The organism is Mycobacterium sp. ZZG, from assembly GCF_054786995.1.
In genome coordinates this window covers 95,494-109,652 of record NZ_JBTBFV010000005.1, presented here as the reverse complement: position 1 = coordinate 109,652, position 14,159 = coordinate 95,494, and the positions used below count along the sequence as shown (strand labels likewise).

Sequence of the window (14,159 nt, the reverse complement as noted above, 5' to 3'; positions counted from 1 at the left end):
CCCCCTCCCGTTGCGCGAGCGTGCGTGTCTGCGGGCGACACGCCGTCATCATCGGTAACTTCGCGCACGCTCGTCGGGCGACGGCCGTGACGTCCGTCTACCGCGCACCGTTGCGGTCGCGTCGCGACGACATCGATCCCGCGCTGACGTTCGAGCGCGCGCTGTCGTTGGGGCTGTGCGGGTTCGGCGATCACGGCGACGCCGAGCGGGTGGCGCGGCGGGTCGAGCGGTTCGCGGCGGTGCCGGACGGTTCGCTGGTGTGGACCCGCGGGCCCGAAGGGCTGTATCGGCTGGGACGCCTCGACGGTTCTTACTTCTACGACGCCGACGGCGAGGACGTCGACCTCGTCCACGTCCGGCCGTGCCGGTGGCTGGACTCCCCGGTCGACGAATCCCGTTGCCCGGCAGCCGTCGTCGCGACGTTCGGGCGCGGAGGACGCAACTTCCAGCAGATCCACGACGACCGCGTCGGCGAGGAGTCGACGCGCCTGTGGAGTGACTGAGCGGCGCGGGGGCGCGGCTGCGCGAACGTGCGTGTTGTCGTGCTTTTTCGCGGCGTGTCGGCCGCAGACACGCACGCTCGCGGGAAAGGAGGGCGGGGTAAGCGGGTTCAGGGTTTGGTGGCGGCGTGCAGCGCGACGATCCCGCCCGTCAGATTGCGCCAGCGCACCTTCGACCAGCCGGCCGCCTCGATGCGCCGGGCCAGCTCGCGCTGATCCGGCCAGGCCCTGATCGACTCGGCCAGATACACATACGCATCCGGATTGGACGACACCGCCGACGCCATCGCCGGCAGCGCCCGCATCAGGTACTCCTTGTACACCGTCGCGAAGAGCCCGTTGGTCGGCGTGGAGAACTCACACACCACCAGCCGTCCGCCCGGACGGGTCACCCGCGCCATCTCCCGCAGCCCCGCCGAATGGTCGACGACATTGCGCAGTCCGAAGCTGATCGTCACCGCGTCGAACACCCCGTCGGCGAACGGCAGCCGGGTGGCGTCCCCGGCGACCTTGGGCACGTCGCGTGACGCGCCGGCCGCCAGCATGCCCACGGAGAAGTCCGCGGCCACACACCACGCGCCGGAGCCGGCCAGTTCGACCGTCGACACCGCCGTCCCGGCGGCCAGGTCCAGCACCTTGTCCGACGGGCTCAGCCGCAGCGCCTCGCGGGTGGCGCGGCGCCAGAACCGGTCCTGTCCCAGCGACAGCACGGTGTTGGTCAGGTCGTAGCGGCGTGCGACCCCGTCGAACATCGACGCCACTTCATGGGGATCCTTCTCCAGCGACGCGCGGTTCACGCAGCCGAACGTATCAGGCAGACCGCTGGCAGTTGGCTGTGCGCTCGGTGCCCCGGGAATGGTTGGCGACCCGCCGGGCATTGATCCGGGCATGAGCGAAAAAGTCTGGTTCATCACCGGTGCGTCGCGCGGCTTCGGACGCGAGTGGGCGATCGCGGCGCTTGAACGCGGTGACAAGGTGGCCGCCACCGCCCGTGACCTGTCCACCCTCGACGACGTGGCCGCCGAGTACGGCGACGCGCTGCTGCCGCTGAAGCTCGACGTCACCGATCACGACGCCGACTTCGCCGCGGTCGCGCGGGCCCACGACCACTTCGGTCGGCTCGACATCGTCGTCAACAACGCCGGCTACGGACAGTTCGGGTTCATCGAGGAGCTCTCGGAGAAGCAGGCCCGCGACCAGATCGAGACGAACGTGTTCGGCGCGCTCTGGATCACCCAGGCCGCACTGCCCTACCTGCGCGAACAGCGCAGCGGCCACATCATCCAGGTGTCCTCGATCGGCGGGGTCGTGGCCTTCCCCAACCTCGGCGCCTACCACGCGTCCAAGTGGGCGCTGGAAGGGTTCTCCCAGGCGTTGGCCCAGGAGGTCGCCGAGTTCGGCGTACACGTCACCCTGATCGAACCGGGGGGTTTCGCCACCGACTGGGCCGGGCCGTCGGCCAAACACGCCACCGCGCTGCCGGCCTACGCCGACGGGCACGCCAGGAACGAGCAGATGCGCGCGTCACGGACGGCACGCCCGGGCGATCCGCAGGCGTCGGCCCGCGCGCTGCGCAAGATCGTCGACAGCCCCGACCCGCCGCTGCGGGTGTTCTTCGGGGAGCTGCCGCTGGAGCTGGCCAAGGCCGACTACCAGAGCAGGCTGGCGGAGTGGGAGAAGTGGCAGCCGGTGGCGATCGAAGCCCAGGGGTGAGGGCGCGGCGCGCGATGTGACCGGGCCGCCTACGCCGCGCGCAGGCGGCGGGCCCCCAGCACCGCGTCGTAGTGCCCGAGCAGCTCGTCGCAGATCGCCGGCCAGGTGCGGCCCAGCACGCTGCGGCGGGCGGCCACCGAGTAGCGGCGACGTTCGGCGATCAGGTGATCGACCGATGCCGAGAGCCGGTTCTCGAATTCGGTTACCGGGAGCAGGAATCCAGTGCGGTACGGGGTGACCAGATCGCGAGGCCCGCCGGCGTCCGGCGCGACCACCGGCAGTCCGGAGGCCATCGCCTCCTGAACCGCCTGACAGAAGGTCTCGTGCTCACCGGGATGAACGAACACGTCCATGCTGGCGTAGGCGGCCGCCAACTCGTGCCCGTACAGGGCACCGGTGAAATGCGCTCGGGGAAGGAGGTTTTCGAGTTTCGCGCGGTCCACGCCGTCACCGACCACGACGAGCTGCAGATCGTCGCGCGCGTGTAGTGCGGCCAGCCGCTCGACGTGCTTCTCGGGCGCCAACCGGCCGACGAAACCGATGACGGGCTTGCCGTCGGGCGACCACGAGCGGCGTAGCTGCTCGTCGCGTGCCGATGGCGCGAAGCCCGTCACATCGACCCCACGGGCCCATTTGTGGACTCGGGGAATCTGATGTGCGGCAAGGCTTTCGATCGCTGCACTGGACGGCGCCAGGGTGCGGTCGGCCTTGGCGTGCAGTCGGCGGGTCCAGGCCCATGATGCCTGCGAGAGCATGCCCACCCCGTAGCTCTGCGCGAAGCCGGCGACGTCGGTCTGGAAGACGGCCACCGTCGGGACACCGAGACGCCGCGCGGCGTGCACCCCACCCCACCCGAGCAAGGCCGGGGAGGCCAGATGCACCACGTCAGGCGCGAATCCGCGCAGCACCCCGACCATCCGCGGCCGCGGGACCCCCAGCGGCAGCGAGGTGACCTTCGGGAGCATCATCGACGGAACCCGGTGCACCCGGACCCCGTCGTGCACCTTGTCGGCGACCGGCTGCCCGCGCGGGGTGTCCGGAGCGATCACCAAGGCTTCGTGGCCGGTGCGACGCAGATGCTCGATCACCCGGAGCACCGAGTTGGTGACCCCGTTGACATTCGGCAGGAACGATTCGGCGACGATGGCAACGCGCACACGCCGACGGTGACATCGTCAGCTGTCGGCGAGGTTGCGCGCAGGGATATGTCACACGAATACCCGGTGCGCGGCCAAAAGCGGGCCCCGAACCGTCATCGCGACAAGGATGGACCCATGCACTGGACACGCCCTCTGGCCGCGCTTGCGGCGCTCGGGTTGCTGACGACGGCGCTCGGATGCACCACCGAGGTCAGCGGCGCCGCCCGCGTCGACGCGACCGCGACGCCGCTGGCGCTGACCGAGGACGGGTTCGGCATCGTCGCAGGCTTCGACGACGCGCCCGCCAAGATCGAGATCTACACCGAGCCGCAGTGCACGCACTGCGGCGACCTGCAGTACGACTTCGGCGACCAGCTCGCCTACCAGATCACCGTCGGCGCGCTGCAGGTCACCTACCGGCCGCTGACGTTCCTCGACACCAGCTACGACGGGTACTCGGCGCAGGTGGCCAACGCGCTGTTCCTGGCCGCCGACGCCGTCGACAACTCCGCGGCCACCGGCACCCAGCTGCAGCGCTTCGTCCACGAGCTGTGGGTCAACCAGCAGCCCGGCGGCCCGGAGTTCACCGGCCAGCAGCTGCGCGACATGGCCGGCAGCGCGGGTATCGCCGATGCCGTGGCCGACCACATCGCCAGCGGCTCGGAGGCCGTCGACGTCGTCGAGATGGACGACACCAACTTCGATCTGCTGTTCGACATCGACCGCACCGAGACCGGCACCCCGACCGTGTTCGACCTCAACGCCGGCAAGAGGCTCGACATCTACGACGACGACTGGCTGACCGACCTGGTCGCACCGTAGCGGCGTTCGATCAGCGCGGTGACGCCCAGCGCGGTACCCGCGATCAGCCAGCCGAGCACCGCGATGGACCCCGCCGGGATGATGGCCAGCGCGGCATTTCGGTCCTGCACCCGCACCAGATCCGGGTCGTTGACGTCGTATTCGACATAGATGCGCATGCCGTTCTCGAGCTCGGACGGGTACAGCACACCCAGTTCGGGACGGTAGGTGACCCGGTCCTTTGTGACGAACTCGATGGTCGAGCGCCGCTGTCCCGCGTCGAGCACAGTGGCTTCGGCCACCCCGAGATGGCGTTCGATCTGGCGGTCGTTGCGCCACGCGCCGAGCACCAGCAGCACCGACTGCAGTGTCACCAGACACGCGGCGACGACGATGCCGATCCGGACCCGGCGCACGATCCGCGCCCGCCGCGGCTCCCCCGGCTCGCCGTACAGGTGCGGAATCACGAACTGCCGCAACGCCTTGAGGCGTCGCACCAGGTCGGTCACAGCAGGGCAGCCCGGATCGACGCGTGCAGCTCCCGCAACGAGGACCTGTCCGCCTTGACCTCCAGGACGCGCATGCCGTCGGCGTCCTCGTCGAGCGCGTCGGCGAGCTGACCGGCCTCGATCTGGCGGCTCTCCACGTGATAGGCCCGGCACAGCGCACCGACGTCGACATCGTGCGGTGTGCCGAAGATGCGCGAGGACACGTCGGAGAACCGCGGGTCGCCCTGCTCCAGCAGCTCGAAGATGCCGCCGCCGTTGTCGTTGGACACCACGATGGTCAGGTTCTGCGGGGTCGGCTCGGTGGGCCCGATCAGCAGACCGGAGCTGTCATGGACGAACGTCAGGTCGCCGATCAGCGCGACCGTGCGCCCGCCGCCGCGCTCGTGGGCGAGCGCCGCGCCGATCGCCGTCGAGACGGTCCCGTCGATACCCGCGACACCGCGGTTGGAGCGCACCTTGACCTCGGCGGTGTTGAAGCCCACCAGCGCGATGTCGCGGACCGGGTTCGACGCGCCGAGCACCAGCTGATCGCCGGGCCGCACCGCGTCGGCGACCGCGGCGGCCACGTGCAGACCCGTCGTCAACGGATGCGCGGCGAGCTGCCCGCGCACCGCATCGACGGCGCGCCGGCCGGCCTCGGCACACCGGCGCATCCAGTCCTGCGACGGCTCGCCGGAGGTGATCGCGCGGGTGCCGGTGGCCTGGGAGTTACCCGACACGTCAGGCCAGCGTGGACCGGTGGTGAGCGCGAACACCGGCACCGCCGGGTCGGCCAGCAGCGCCGAGACGGGTCGGTGCAGCGTGGGCCGGCCCAGCATGATGACCTGCTTGGGACGCAGCAGCCGCAACGCCAGCGGATGCAGCGGATTCAGCGCGTACGGAGCCGTCGGCTCGGCGACCGTCGGAAGGTGGGCCAGGTTCGGGTGCACGCCCGCTCCGTGCCCGGCGATCACCACGGTGTCCGGCGTCAGGTCGATGTCCAGCGGCTGGTCGAACGTCACCGGGGGTGTGTGGGTCCACGGCCTGCCGTCGGGGCGGCCGTCCGGCGCGTAGGGCGTGGCGGGGTCCTGCGCGTCGGGCACCAGCGGCTCACGCAGCGGGATGTCGAACTGCACCGGGCCCGCGTTCGCCGACCGGGATCCAGTGGCCGCCACCAGGACTCGGCATGTCGCCGAGCGCCACTGGGCGTTGAGCGAATCCATGTCCGCCAAGTCCTCGGCCAGGCCGAGGCTGATAGTGGCGCGCACCTGGGTGCCGAAGTAGCCGAGTTGCTCGAAGGTCTGGTTGGCCCCGGTGCCCAGCAGTTCATAGGGCCGGTTGGCCGACAGCACGATCAGCGGTACCCGCGCGTAGTTCGCCTCGACCACCGCCGGGCCCAGGTTGGCGACCGCGGTGCCGGACGTCATCGCCACACACACCGGGGCCCGCTCCGCCACCGCGAGCCCGATCGCCAGGAAACCGGCCGTCCGCTCGTCGATCCGCACGTGCAGGCGCAGCCGTCCGGCCCGGTCGGCGTCGTGCAGCGCGAAGGCCAGCGGCGCGTTGCGCGAGCCCGGGCACAGCACAACGTCGCGGACGCCGCCGCGGATCAGTTCGTCGACGACCACCCGGGCCTGCGCCGTCGAGGGGTTCACCACTACAGGGTATCGGCGAAGAAATTGAGGATCGCGGTGTTGACGACCTGCGGCTTCTCGATGAAGCCCAGGTGGCCGGTGCCCGGGATCTCCAGGAACTGCCCGTTGGGCAGCGCGTTGGCGACCTCGCGACCCAGGTACGACGGCAGCACCACGTCGTCGGCGAACCCGATCACCAGCGCCGGCGTGGTGACGCTCTGGTAGGCCGCCAGTCGGCTGCCCTGCGGGGCGATGTCGAGCTGGGTGCGGATACCGGGGGTGGGCTTCTGCGGCCACATGGTGAACATGTCGATCCAGTCCCGCACGGCGTTGTCGTCGTTCAGGGTTTTCGGCGAAAAGCTCTCCAGCAGACGCACTTTCGCCTCGAACTCGACCGGGAGCGGGGCACCGGCCTGGGCCAGTGCCCGCTCGCCCTGCCAGAAGAAGTCGCGGGTGCGGTCGTGGCGGCCGCGGGTGGCCATCAGCACCGCGGAGCGGACCAGCTCGGGGCGGGAAACCATCAGCTCCTGGGCGATATAGGAGCCCATCGAGACCGCCACGATCCGCACCGGGCCGAGCCCGAGCTGCTCGATCAGCGCAGCGGTGTCGCCGACCATCGTCTCGGTGGTGAACCCCGATGCGTTCTCGGTCGCGCCGATGCCGCGGTTGTCGAACGTCACACACCGGTAACCGGCGCGGGCGAAGACGGGCACCTGGTGCAGATGCCAGGTGCGCCCGGCGCCGCCACGGCCTGCGATGAACAGCACCGGCTCCCCCGAGCCGCGATCGTCGAATGCCAGATTCACCCCGACGACGCTACTGGAAGCCCGCGAAGCGCCGAGAGTGCGCTCGAAAGTGCCGGTCGGGCCGTGATCACGCTCTCAGCGCACTTTCGCGACCGGTTTTCCACGCCGGACCCGCTTGAGCGCGGCGTCCCACAGCAGGGCGGTGGAGGTGGCCAGCGCCGCCGGTTTGACCATCTCCTTGCCCATCAGCGCGGTGGCCAGCGCCTTGGTCGACGCCGAGGCCTTCGACATGTGCCCGGAGTCGAACGGCGGGTGCGGGTCGTACTCCATCGACAGCTGGATGGCCTTGGCTTTGGCCTCGCCGGCGATCCGCCCGGCCAGCCACAGGCCCAGGTCGATGCCCGCCGACACTCCCGCCGCGGTGACGGTCTTCTCGTCGGCGACCACGATCCGCTGGTCGCCGACCGGCTGCACGCCGAGCGTCTTGAGCACCGGCAGCGCCGCCCAGTGCGACGTGGCGCGCTTGCCGTCGAGCACGCCGGCGGCGGCCAGGATCACCGACCCCGAGCACACCGACGTCGTCCACGTCGACGTGCGGTGCGCCCGCCGCACCCAGTCGAGCACCTTCTGGTCGCGGGCGTGCTCCATGGTCGCGAATCCGGCGGGGACCAGGATGATGTCCGGCGACGGCGTCTCGTCGAAACTGTGGGTGGCGCCGATGAGCAGCACGTGCGAATCGGCGGCGATGGGGCCCGGCTGGTGCCAGACGAATCGGACCTCGACGTCGGGCAACCAGCGGAAGCTCTCGTAGGGTCCGATGAAGTCCAGGGCGGTGTACCCGGGATACAGCATGATGGCGACTTGCACGGTGATCTCCTCGATCTCTCAGGCGAATGTTCTGCGGTACCGGTCGGGTGATACGCCCAATCGGCGAACGAAGCTGCGGCGCAACGTCTCCGCCGACCCGAAGCCGCAGCGCGCGGCGATCACCGTGACGGTGTCGTCGGTCTCCTCCAGTTGGCGGCGCGCCGCTTCGGTGCGGACCCGTTCCACGTACGCGCCGGGAGCCTCCCCGACCTCGTCGGTGAATACCCGGGTGAAGTGGCGTGGGCTCATCGCCGCGCGCCGGGCGAGCTCCGAGATGCTGTGCGCACCAGCGGGTTCGGACTCGATCGCCTCCTGCACATCGCGGATGGGGGTACGCCGGGCGCGAGGCATCCACACCGGCGCGGCGAACTGGGTCTGGCCGCCGGGCCTGCGCAGGTACATAACCAGGTAGCGGGCGATGGTCTGCGCGGCCTCGGTGCCGTGATCGTCCTCGATCAGCGCCAGTGCGAGGTCGATACCGGAGGTGACACCCGCGGCGGTCCACACCTTCTCCGAACTGCGCACGAAGATCGGATCGGGATCGACGGTGACCGCCGGGAACTCGGCGGCCATGTGGGAGGCCGACGCCCAGTGCGTGGTGGCCACGCAACGTCGAGCAGTCCTGCCTGTGCGGCCAGCACGGCGCCGTTGCACACGCTGACCACCCGGCGGGCGTTCGGTGTGACAGCCGCGACCCAGTCGATCAGCGCCGGGTCCCGGCGCGCCGTCTCGACACCCCAGCCGCCCGGCAGCACGACGGTGTCGACCGGGTCGCCGGGGTCGGGCAGCGGCTCGGCGACCAGGGTCAATCCGGTGCCGGTGCTGACCGCGACACCGTCGACGGACACGACCCGGACCGCGTATCGCTCACCGAGGCCCTGCCCGCTGACGTACACCGAGGCACTGGTGAACACGTCGAAGGGGCCGACGAGGTCGAGCGCCTGCACGCCGGGGAATCCGACGATCAGCACGGTGCGCGCCATGCCCCCAGTGTCGGCCAGGGACGGGATGGCGTCCAGGTCATGCACCCCACAGATCAGGACAGCAGCGGAAAGCACTCCCGGACCCGGTCGATCCACCACTGCCTGCGGTCCGGCGGGGCGGCCAGCGCCGCGACCCGGTCGGGGTCGGGGGTGACGGTCGCGGCGGGCAGGTAGCCGTCGGCCGGGATGACGGACGCGGCGACGTCCTCGACGAACAGTCCGCCGGTGCCGAGCCCGCAGGCGTGCCCGAGTGCGGGCAGCGCGGCCGCGGCGACCAGCCCGACCCCGATGCCGACCGCGGAGTCCAGCGCGCTGGAGACCACGACGGGGATGTCGATCTGCGCGGCGATCTGCAGCATCGCGTGGACACCGCCCAGCGGGGCGACCTTGAGCACGGCGACGTCGGCGGCGCCGCTGCGGACGACGTGCAGTGGGTCGTCGGCCTTACGGATGCTCTCGTCGGCGGCGACGGGGACGTCGACCCGGCGGCGTACCTCGGCCAGCTCGGACACGGTGCGGCACGGTTGTTCCAGGTACTCGAGCGGACCGTCGGCCGTCAACGCCCGCGCCGCCGCGACCGCTTCCTCGACGGTCCAGCCACCGTTGGCGTCCACCCGCACCGTCGGCACCACGGCGCGCACGGCGTCGACCCGGGCCACGTCGTCGGCCAGCGTCTGGCCGGGTTCGGCGACCTTCACCTTCGCGGTGCGCGCGCCGGGGAAGCGCGCGAGCACGTCGGTGACCTGCGCCGCCGGGACGGCCGGCACCGTCGCGTTGATCGGGATGCGGGCACGGCGCGGCGCGGGCAGCGGGCGATAGGCGGCCTCGATGCCGGCGGCCAGCCAGTGCGCGGCCTCCGGCGGCCGGTATTCGACGAACGCACCGAACTCGCCCCAGCCGGTGGGGCCCTCGATCAGGGCGAGTTCGCGGGTGGTGATGCCGCGGAAGCGGACCCGCATCGGCAGCGCCACGATGTGCAGCCGCTCAAGGACGTCGGCGAGTTCCACCACCGCTTCATCGTGCCTCAGCGGCCGGCCTGCTCCAGCACCAGCGGCAGGGGTTCGGCGTCGGGCCTGTCGGCGCCCGACGGCAGCATCTTGAGGCCGACGACGGCGACGATGATGCCGCTCACGAAGATCAACTTGGCGGCGGAGACGTCCTCGGCACCGGTGGCCATCGCATAACCGACGGTCAGGGCCGCACCCAGGCCGGTCCACACCGCATAGGCCGAGCCGATCGGGATGTGCTTGACCGCCCAGCCGAGGCCCCAGATGCTCAGCACCATCGCCACCAGGAACACCACGGTCGGGCCCGGCCGGGTGAAACCGTCGGACTCGCCGAGCGCGGTCGCCCACACCGCTTCCATCACCGCGCTGACGATCAGGATCGTCCACGGCATGTCAGCTCACCACCTTCAGTCCGGCGACACTGCCGACGAGCAGCAACAGCAACAGCAGGCGCGCCGTGGAGGCCGCCTCCCTCTTCGTCGTGATCGCCCAGAGCACCGTCAGCGACGCGCCGATCCCGACCCACACGGCGTAGGCCGTCCCCGTCGGCAATGTCCGCATCGCGTACGCCAGGCCCGCCAGGCTCGTGGGCATGGTGATCGCGACGACCAGGACGGGCCGCCACCGCCGGAAGTTGTTCGACATGCCGAGCGCGGCCGCCCAGACGGCCTCGAAGAAGCCGCTGACCACCAGAACCAGCCAAGCCACAAGACCTCCTCAACGAGTCAGTCTTGTCGCTGCGGGTACTGCTCCCTCGTCCGCCAGCACCCGGAATTGGGCGCTGCACCGGCCACGTTACCCAACAGTTCCAGGCCGGTCATGTCCCGGAAACAAATGGTGACCGGCATCTCCGGGTGCGGCCGGAGGGGACGGGCGGCGCGGGGCCGCCGACTCACCGCAACCGGGGTCTGGGACTACACCGTGGTGCGGTCGCGGACCTCCCAGTGGGGCTTGCGCAGCTCCTTTTTCAGGATCTTGCCGGTGGGGTTGCGCGGCAGCTCGTCGGCGATGTCGACCGACTTCGGACACTTGTAGGCGGCCAGCCGCTCGCGGGCGAAGGCGATCAGCTCGCTTTCGGACGCCTCGCCCTCCAGGACGACGACGGCCTTGACGACCTCACCCCACTTCTCGTCGGGGACGCCGATCACCGCGACCTCGACGACGGCCTCGTGTTCGGCCAGCACCCGCTCCACCTCGATGGAGTAGATGTTCTCGCCGCCGGAGATGATCATGTCCTTGAGCCGGTCCTCGACGAAGATGTAGCCGCCCTCGTCGACGCGGCCGATGTCGCCGGTGCGGAACCAGCCGTCGTCGGTGACGGCCTCGGCGGTCGCCTCCGGCTTGTTGTGATAGCCCTTCATCAATTGCGGTGAGCGGAACCATAGTTCGCCTTGCGCGCCGGTCGGGACGTCTTCCAGGGTGTCCGGATCGACGACACGCACCTCGGCGTTGGGCACCAGCGTGCCCGCACTGGACAGCCGCTCCTCTTTCCCCGGGTCGCGGTGCGCTTCGGGCAGCAGGTGGCTGATCACGCCGCACAGTTCGGTCAGCCCGTAGGCCTGCATGAAATCGGTGTCCGGCCAAGCCTGTAACGCCTGACGCAGCAGCGGCAGCGGCATCGGCGACGCTCCGTAGGCGAAGGTCTTGAGCGACGAGAACAGTTTCACCGCGTCCTCACCGGCCTCGAGCACCTTGGCCAGCACCGCCGGCACCAGGAATGTACGGTTGGCGCCCTTGAGAATCGCCCCGGCCAGGGTCATGCCGTCAACGTCGCGGGTCATCACGCTCGGGAAGCCGTCGTGAATTCCGAACTGCACGTACGACGATCCGCCGACGTGGAACAGCGGCATCGCCACCATGTTCTTGTCACCCTCGTCGAACTCGAAGCCCTCGTGGGCATTGAGGGTATGGGCGATGATGTTGGACTGGGTGAGCTCGACACCTTTCGGGCGGCCCGTGGTCCCCGACGAGTACATGATGATGCACACGTCGTCAGGCTGAACCTCCGACGAGCGTTCGGCGGGGGTGGCGGCCGCCAGCAGGTCCTCGTACTCGTCGTCTCCTTCGGGCTTGACGGAGATGACATGGTCGATGTTGGTGAGCTTGTCGCGGATGCCGTCGACCGCGTCCTTGAACTCCTGACCCACGATGAGCAGCTTCGCGCCGGAATCGTTGAGCACATAGTCGAGTTCGTCGGCGGCCAGCCGGAAGTTGATGATCGCGTTGGCCGCGCCCAGCGATGCCGCGGCGAAGGTGAGCTCGACGCACGCCGGGTGGTTCTTGTCGAGGAAGGCCACCACGTCGCCCCGCGTGACGCCCCGCTCCTTCAGCGAACCGGCGAGGCGGCGAACCCGTTCGTTCCACTGCGACCAGGTCCAGGACCGGTCGAGGTAATCCATGGCTTCGTCGTCGGGTTTGGTGGTCGCCCAGTGTGCGAGGCGTTCGTCGAGGAATTGCGGTGCGGACAGGTCGGCCATGGGCAGAAGCGTGCCACGCTGATGCGCGCCGCTGAGCGGATTCGCACAATCGCCCACAACGACTTCACAGAATTCAGTGCACGAGCGGCGCGAGGTGGGTGCGGGCGTAGCCGGCGACGGCCTCGTCATCTGTGACGTCGAGGACGGGGGTGCTGACCTGGACCAGTGAGGCGGCGAGCCGGATGTGGATGTCGGCGACGGCGAGCAGCTGATCGTCGGGCATGGTGGCCCCGGCCGCCCGTAGCGCCTTGGCCATCGCGGTGGCCGCACTGACCAGGAACAGCCTTGCCTCCTCGACCATCTCGGTGGTGGCGGTGAACTCGCCGTCGAGCTGAAGGAACCTGCGCATCACCGGTTCACCGGTGAGCAGCCGTACCCCTTCGCGGAAACAGGCGACCGCGGCCTGCTGGGGTCCGGAGTCGATGGCCACGGTCTGCAGTCGCGCCATCGCGAAGTCGAAAGTCTGCCGCCCCAATTCGGTGATCAGTGCGTCGCGGCTGGGGAACCTCCGGTACAGCGTGCTGCGGCTGACGCCGGCCTGGCGGGCGATCACGTCCATGTTGAGGCGGCTGACGCCGACGAGCGCGACCTCTTCGGCCGCGGCCTTGAGGATCGCGGCTTCTTGTTCGCCGGGGGTGTTCCTGGTGCGCGCGCGCCGCATCGGCAGGTCAGCCCGCCGGGCAGCGGCCAGGTGGCGGCGCGAACGAATCAAGGGCGACTGAACGGTGCAGCCGTACCAGCTTCTCGTATTCGATCCTGTTGCGGGCCAACGGGATTAGTAGCACTCTGTCGGGCAGGGTGCGCCACGCCAACTGCAGCAGCCGGGTGTAGAGCGCGAACTCGCGGTCGTGGCGCGTATCCCACCGGAAGCCGGTCATGTCGCGGATACCGGGGTGCAGGATGCCGAACGAGCACACGGTCACCACCCTGCCGGCCAGCGGCCGCAGCGCCAGCCAGCCGGGGGTCAGCGCCAACCGCAACGCCGGCGGCAGCATCAGCGTCGGCAGCGGAAGCCTGGTGAGGTTTTCGGTGACCTGGCGCAGGAACGGATTCGACGCGAGCTCTCCGTCGACCATCGACTCGTAGTACTGCTCGGCCTCGGTGTAGGTCGCGGGCAGCTTCGCGTTCTTTCCGGGCAGCTCCAGCGACCGGAAGCCCTCCAGCAGTTGCTGATACGCCGCTTCCCGCTCGTCCTCGGTCAACGTGATCCCGGTGCACGGGGTGAACGAGTTGAGCACCACGAACAGTCCGCTGACCGCGATCCAGTTCCACAGCTTGGGATCCAGCGCGCTGTAGCGCACGTCAGCGAAGTCCCCGGCCCCGCGACCGCGCACCTCCCGGTGCATCCGCTTGAGCCGCTCGCCCTCCGCCGCGCGGTCCGCCGCGTCGCCCCAGATCGCCAGCAGTGCCGAAAACCCGCTGCGCACACCGCGATCAGCGAAGTTCGAGGCGAACCGCCCGGTCTTGTCGACCGCGGCCGCCACCGGCACCAGCGCGATCTCGTCGAATGCGGCAGCGCCGAAGAGTCCGCTCAGCACGCTGCCGGAGTGCTTGCGGAACTCGTAAAGGACTTTCGGCCGGACGTTCTCGGCGGACCGGGGTGAGGACTCCTCGACGACCGCGACCATTGCGCCTCCCGAACCTTGTCGTTGACACAAAGACTAGCCGTATGTGTCAACATGTCAATGGTTCGCGTCGCGGGCCGGGCGCGAGCGTGCGGCTTGTACGGTGCGAGCGTGCGCGATGTCGGCCATTTGCGCGGCGTGTCCGCCGCAGACACGCACGCTCGCGGGGGTGTGGTGCT

The 14,159-nt window shown here is 69.9% G+C and carries 15 protein-coding genes, 1 pseudogene and 1 riboswitch; of the genes and pseudogenes, 3 read left to right on the top strand and 13 right to left on the bottom strand.

Annotated elements, in window-relative coordinates:
* The first annotated feature begins 86 nt into the window (after window positions 1-86).
* On the top strand, window positions 87-503 hold the full coding sequence (locus tag ACXMYJ_RS05300) for a GAF domain-containing protein (protein WP_260756961.1): 417 nt from the start codon (window positions 87-89) through the stop codon (window positions 501-503).
* 107 nt (window positions 504-610) lie between these two features.
* Here the strand turns inward: ACXMYJ_RS05300 and ACXMYJ_RS05295 are convergent, their stop codons facing one another.
* Window positions 611-1,297, bottom strand: coding sequence for a demethylmenaquinone methyltransferase (locus tag ACXMYJ_RS05295; protein ID WP_460354444.1), 687 nt, complete (start codon window positions 1,295-1,297; stop codon window positions 611-613).
* 91 nt (window positions 1,298-1,388) lie between these two features.
* Here ACXMYJ_RS05295 and ACXMYJ_RS05290 point away from each other — a divergent pair, with 91 nt between their 5' ends.
* On the top strand, window positions 1,389-2,213 hold the full coding sequence (locus ACXMYJ_RS05290; RefSeq protein WP_443187868.1) for an SDR family oxidoreductase: 825 nt from the start codon (window positions 1,389-1,391) through the stop codon (window positions 2,211-2,213).
* 29 nt (window positions 2,214-2,242) lie between these two features.
* On the opposite strand, the gene ACXMYJ_RS05285 is transcribed toward ACXMYJ_RS05290, so the two are convergent.
* Window positions 2,243-3,370: a glycosyltransferase family 4 protein gene (locus tag ACXMYJ_RS05285; protein WP_460354441.1), complete on the bottom strand. Its 1,128-nt coding sequence runs from the start codon at window positions 3,368-3,370 to the stop codon at window positions 2,243-2,245.
* 117 nt (window positions 3,371-3,487) lie between these two features.
* Between ACXMYJ_RS05285 and ACXMYJ_RS05280 the strand changes: the two genes are divergently transcribed.
* Window positions 3,488-4,174 carry a DsbA family protein gene (locus tag ACXMYJ_RS05280; protein ID WP_460354439.1) on the top strand — a complete coding sequence of 229 codons (687 nt, stop codon included), beginning with the start codon at window positions 3,488-3,490 and terminating at the stop codon, window positions 4,172-4,174.
* Here the strand turns inward: ACXMYJ_RS05280 and ACXMYJ_RS05275 are convergent.
* From ACXMYJ_RS05275 to ACXMYJ_RS05225, 11 genes and pseudogenes are all read right to left on the bottom strand, one after another.
* Complete coding sequence (locus tag ACXMYJ_RS05275) at window positions 4,135-4,653, bottom strand: DUF3592 domain-containing protein (RefSeq protein ID WP_396885391.1); 519 nt, start codon at window positions 4,651-4,653, stop codon at window positions 4,135-4,137. The two genes, ACXMYJ_RS05280 and ACXMYJ_RS05275, sit on opposite strands and share 40 nt — an antisense overlap.
* A 5-nt stretch (window positions 4,654-4,658) precedes the next feature.
* Window positions 4,659-6,296: a 2-succinyl-5-enolpyruvyl-6-hydroxy-3-cyclohexene-1-carboxylic-acid synthase gene (menD, locus tag ACXMYJ_RS05270; RefSeq protein WP_460354437.1), complete on the bottom strand. Its 1,638-nt coding sequence runs from the start codon at window positions 6,294-6,296 to the stop codon at window positions 4,659-4,661.
* 2 nt (window positions 6,297-6,298) lie between these two features.
* Window positions 6,299-7,081 carry an alpha/beta fold hydrolase gene (locus ACXMYJ_RS05265; RefSeq protein ID WP_460354435.1) on the bottom strand — a complete coding sequence of 261 codons (783 nt, stop codon included), beginning with the start codon at window positions 7,079-7,081 and terminating at the stop codon, window positions 6,299-6,301.
* Between the two features lie 75 nt (window positions 7,082-7,156).
* A complete protein-coding gene (locus ACXMYJ_RS05260; RefSeq protein ID WP_460354433.1) occupies window positions 7,157-7,888 on the bottom strand; it encodes a DJ-1/PfpI family protein in 732 nt (243 codons plus the stop codon).
* An 18-nt stretch (window positions 7,889-7,906) separates the two neighbouring features.
* Window positions 7,907-8,871, bottom strand: a pseudogene (locus ACXMYJ_RS05255) (GlxA family transcriptional regulator).
* 53 nt (window positions 8,872-8,924) lie between these two features.
* Window positions 8,925-9,881: an o-succinylbenzoate synthase gene (locus ACXMYJ_RS05250; RefSeq protein ID WP_443187862.1), complete on the bottom strand. Its 957-nt coding sequence runs from the start codon at window positions 9,879-9,881 to the stop codon at window positions 8,925-8,927.
* A 14-nt stretch (window positions 9,882-9,895) separates the two neighbouring features.
* Window positions 9,896-10,270, bottom strand: coding sequence for a DMT family transporter (locus tag ACXMYJ_RS05245; RefSeq protein ID WP_443187861.1), 375 nt, complete (start codon window positions 10,268-10,270; stop codon window positions 9,896-9,898).
* Window position 10,271: 1 nt separating this feature from the next.
* The gene (locus ACXMYJ_RS05240) at window positions 10,272-10,586 is read right to left on the bottom strand and encodes a DMT family transporter (protein ID WP_260756949.1); all 315 of its coding nucleotides are present in this window, start codon (window positions 10,584-10,586) and stop codon (window positions 10,272-10,274) included.
* 11 nt (window positions 10,587-10,597) lie between these two features.
* A riboswitch (guanidine-III (ykkC-III) riboswitch) is annotated at window positions 10,598-10,665 on the bottom strand.
* A 127-nt stretch (window positions 10,666-10,792) separates the two neighbouring features.
* Window positions 10,793-12,355, bottom strand: a complete 1,563-nt coding sequence (locus ACXMYJ_RS05235) for a long-chain-fatty-acid--CoA ligase (RefSeq protein ID WP_460354430.1) — start codon at window positions 12,353-12,355, stop codon at window positions 10,793-10,795.
* A 73-nt stretch (window positions 12,356-12,428) separates the two neighbouring features.
* Window positions 12,429-13,016, bottom strand: coding sequence for a TetR/AcrR family transcriptional regulator (locus ACXMYJ_RS05230; protein WP_460354428.1), 588 nt, complete (start codon window positions 13,014-13,016; stop codon window positions 12,429-12,431).
* Between the two features lie 7 nt (window positions 13,017-13,023).
* Entirely contained in the window at window positions 13,024-13,983 is a 960-nt protein-coding gene (locus ACXMYJ_RS05225) for an oxygenase MpaB family protein (protein ID WP_460354425.1), read from the bottom strand.
* Window positions 13,984-14,159: the final 176 nt, after the last annotated feature.

What these genes read in the sequence shown, in the direction of transcription:
- ACXMYJ_RS05290 (WP_443187868.1), top strand. Translation starts at nt 1,389, where the DNA reads ATGAGCGAAAAAGTCTGGTTCATCACCGGTGCGTCGCGCGGCTTCGGA.
- ACXMYJ_RS05280 (WP_460354439.1), top strand. Translation starts at nt 3,488, where the DNA reads ATGCACTGGACACGCCCTCTGGCCGCGCTTGCGGCGCTCGGGTTGCTG.
- ACXMYJ_RS05245 (WP_443187861.1), bottom strand. Translation starts at nt 10,270, where the DNA reads ATGCCGTGGACGATCCTGATCGTCAGCGCGGTGATGGAAGCGGTGTGG.
- ACXMYJ_RS05235 (WP_460354430.1), bottom strand. Translation starts at nt 12,355, where the DNA reads ATGGCCGACCTGTCCGCACCGCAATTCCTCGACGAACGCCTCGCACAC.
- ACXMYJ_RS05230 (WP_460354428.1), bottom strand. Translation starts at nt 13,016, where the DNA reads ATGCGGCGCGCGCGCACCAGGAACACCCCCGGCGAACAAGAAGCCGCG.
- ACXMYJ_RS05225 (WP_460354425.1), bottom strand. Translation starts at nt 13,983, where the DNA reads ATGGTCGCGGTCGTCGAGGAGTCCTCACCCCGGTCCGCCGAGAACGTC.